Source organism: Veillonellaceae bacterium, assembly GCA_012523975.1.
Lineage (GTDB): Bacteria > Bacillota > Negativicutes > JAAYSF01 > JAAYSF01 > JAAYSF01.
In genome coordinates, this window is record JAAYSF010000087.1 from 1 (window position 1) to 2027 (window position 2027).

The 2027-nt window shown below is 41.1% G+C and carries 2 protein-coding genes; one reads left to right on the forward strand and one right to left on the reverse strand.

Annotated features, from left to right (window positions below; genetic code table 11):
* Positions 1–335: 335 nt before the first annotated feature.
* Positions 336–497 carry a hypothetical protein gene (locus GX348_11870; protein NLP42853.1) on the forward strand — a complete coding sequence of 54 codons (162 nt, stop codon included), beginning with the start codon at positions 336–338 and terminating at the stop codon, positions 495–497.
* An 11-nt stretch (positions 498–508) separates the two neighbouring features.
* On the opposite strand, the gene GX348_11875 is transcribed toward GX348_11870, so the two are convergent.
* The gene (locus tag GX348_11875; protein ID NLP42854.1) at positions 509–1789 is read right to left on the reverse strand and encodes an IS110 family transposase; all 1281 of its coding nucleotides are present in this window, start codon (positions 1787–1789) and stop codon (positions 509–511) included.
* Positions 1790–2027: the final 238 nt, after the last annotated feature.

Consider the following 2027-nt stretch of genomic DNA (forward strand, 5'->3'; position numbering starts at 1 on the left):
AGACAAGCGTTGTTTCAAACTTGCCACCAACTCAAACCTCCTTAGCACTGCACCGATTTTGCGGCATACCCAGCTTACATAAGAATTTGAAAATTATGGGTTTTAATGTAACGTTCTACAATTAACTCCTTCAATAATATTAGGAAATCTCTTTAATTCTCACCTTTACATAGAATTTCACATTTCTATGACTTGCCTTTATAGGATATGAAGAATTTGGGAACCGTTAAAGACAAAAAAAGGGATAACCTCTACAGACTGATTGCTATCAGTTTCAAAAAGCAGATTATTGCGGCCTATTTAGAATCCACAAGATCTGCGGTGGCCACCCTCCTATGTCTCACGGGGTCTTAGCATATCAGCCAGCCCTAAATTCCCTCGTTCTGCCTATCCGCATGGTGGATGTTGACTTGCTTTCTGACGGGGTCTACGCCCTAATGTATAAAGTAGCAACTATCCCGGCTCATCTTGTCAATGTACTTTTCTCGTTACAGTAGAATCGTCTTGTTTACGCTGCTAATAGTTCTGTTTTCTTCATATCAAAAAGTAGCTTTTCTGCTTCATAGTGAATTCCCTTAGCTAGTATCGCATAGATAACTCGAATCAGTTTGCAACATAACAATATTAATGATTGTATCTTTTTAAGCGGGTTATTTTGACGAGTCGTATAATAGCCATGTATAGCCCGAAATTCATCATTTTTAGATACTAACGGCATTACGGCACGAAATAGTATGGATCGAAGTCGTTTTCGCCCTCTTTTGCTTATCACCGTTTTGCCTCTATGCTTGCCAGAACTGTTTTCTCTTAGATTCAGTCCAGCAAACTTTTGTATCTGCTTCGGATGGGAGAACCGACTGATATCTCCGACTTCAGCCAAGAAACCCGCTACCGTTACTATACCTAGTCCTTTAATCTTTAGTAACCCGTTAACGCCTGGTATTTGCTCAACCAGTTTTTCTACCAGTTCCATTACTAGTTCATATTGCTTACTCTTTCTATCATAGTCCTCCAAAAGAAGTTTAATCTCCATGACTGCGGCCTGCTGTCCATCTCTCATTCCAGTGCTGCTTTGGGCCGCTTCTGCGAGTCTGTCTGCTCGTTTTTTGCCGACTGCGCGAATTTTATCTTCTTTCCAGCGCTCTACTATTCCTTCGGCACCTTTTTTAACGACTTGCGCTGGTGTTGGAAAGTCCCTTAATGCTATTAGCGCTGCAACGCCTTCCCAGTCGGCAAATACTCGCAAAAATTCAGGAAAGTAGATACTAAGCCACCGATTAATTTGATTTTTTATGCTCGTTAGGTTCTTTACTATCTGCCAACGTGTATTCATTGCTGTTCGTAGCTCTGCATATACCCCTTCGGGGATATATGGTTCCATGTACCGGCCATCTTTGACTAGCATGGCTATCGTCTTGGGGTCCTTCCGGTCGTTCTTGCTTGGATTATTGTCATCCAGTTCCTTGCTCCGCTTTACGGCAAACGGGTTCACTAACACAATCTTCATGCTATGACCCTTACTATATTGAGCAAGGTTAAACCAATAATGACCGGTAGGTTCCAGTCCAACGATAATGTCCTGTTTACCAGCCTTTAGCCGGATTGCATCAGCCCATTTGGTAAACGCTTTGAAACCTTCTAAATCATTAGTAAAACGTAATACGTTGGCTTGTTCAATTCCCCGATTGTCAAAGGCACGAGCATAATGTATTTCGCTGGCTACATCAATTCCGATAATCAATACTGTTTCAGATACTTGCAAAATTCTTTGGTTTTGTTTACACTTCATTTGAATACCTCCGTTTAGTTTTAAGTCGGCGCTTCTGACGGTCGCACCTGACTTAATTCTATCTGGCGGTATTCGCTTTTTCAAAGCTCATTTTTGTTCATTACAGGAATGCTTTCTGTTCCTTTAGAAATAATGTCGAACCATGTTGGCTAGAAATAATTTTTATAAATGATTTTGGCATATAAAAAGCGCCCGGCAAGGGCGCTACAGTCTTAATATTCTTTTGGCGTTTCTTCAC